Source organism: Acetomicrobium mobile (assembly GCF_937920065.1).
This window is the reverse complement of record NZ_CALETC010000319.1, coordinates 1-1,322: the sequence shown is the minus strand read 5'-3', so window position 1 is coordinate 1,322 and position 1,322 is coordinate 1. Positions and strand designations below refer to the sequence as shown.

General features: G+C 49.3%; 2 protein-coding genes. Both read left to right on the top strand.

What is annotated here, in order from left to right:
• Positions 1–443 (top strand): bifunctional 4-hydroxy-2-oxoglutarate aldolase/2-dehydro-3-deoxy-phosphogluconate aldolase (locus Q7P41_RS12110; RefSeq protein WP_303884587.1); only part of this gene is annotated, 443 nt, incomplete at its 5' end.
• A gap of 17 nt (positions 444–460) precedes the next feature.
• Positions 461–1,322, top strand: an 862-nt coding sequence (locus tag Q7P41_RS12105; protein WP_303884586.1) for a sugar kinase, incomplete at its 3' end; no start/stop codon positions are given.

Here is a 1,322-nt window from a genome sequence, read left to right as displayed (position 1 = left end):
CTGTCCTGGATCCCGAAACAGCTCGCGCCTGCATACTAGCTGGAGCCGAGTACATCGTGGCTCCTAACCTCAATGAAGATCTCATAAAGCTTTGCAACCGCTATTCTGTGCCCTGCATGCCCGGCGTGGGAAGCGTCACGGAAATGTTAAGAGCCATGGAGCTTGGGGTAGACGTCGTAAAACTGTTCCCGGGAGAAGTGCTGGGGCCAGATTTTATAAAGGCTGTATTGGGACCAATCCCCAACGCCAAAATTATGCCGACCGGCGGCGTAAGCATCGACAATTTAGAAAAATGGTTTAGCGCTGGTGCTTTTGCGGTTGGCATGGGATCAGGCATTACCAAGCCTTTTGGGGTCGAAGGCGATTATGAAGCCGTAAAGCGAGTGGCAAAGGAAGTTGTGGAAAAAATAGCCGAGATCAGAAAGAAAAAAAATAAATCTTAAGGAGGGCAGCACATATCATGAAAAAAATAGTCACCTTCGGCGAGATAATGCTTCGCCTATCACCTCCAGATCATGAAGTTTTACTGCAAAGTCCCGTTTTAGAAGCTACCTTTGGCGGAGCAGAGGCAAACGTTGCAGTATCCTTAGCTAACTACGGCGAATGCACGAGCTTTGTAACGGCATTGCCGAATAACCCCATTGGACGGGCCGCCGTCATGAATTTGCGCTCCTTCGGTGTCGACACGTCTCACATAATATTCAAGGGCGAAAGGATAGGCATATATTACGCACAAAAGGGATCCTGCTTTAGACCGTCGCAAGTCATCTACGATCGCGCCCATTCCGCATTTTCCGAAATCAAGAGCGAAGACCTGAATTGGGATGTTATATTCAAAGATACCGACTGGTTTCACGTTACGGGCATCACTCCAGCCGTCTCAGAAGGCGCAGCCCAAGCCACATTGGATGCCGTAAAAAAGGCAAAGGAAATGGGCATAACGGTTTCATGCGATCTAAACTACAGGAAAAAACTATGGAAATGGGGCAAACAGGCACCCGAAGTCATGAGGGAGTTGTCTAAGTACCTTGACGTCATGATAGCTAACGAGGAGGACTGTCAACTGGCCCTTGGGCTCGATGCCCATATCGATGTCACAAAAGGTGCTCTGGATCCAGAGGCCTACAAGGGGATAATAAATACGGTCTTCGAGCTATACCCCCAACTCAGCTACATGGCTACGACGTTGCGCGAAAGCGTAAGTGCTGACCATAACAACTGGTCTGCGATCCTTGCGACGAAAAATTCCTTCCTGGTGAGCCGCAAATACCAAATCACGGACATCGTAGATAGAGTTGGAGGCGGTGACTCCTTTGGCGCTG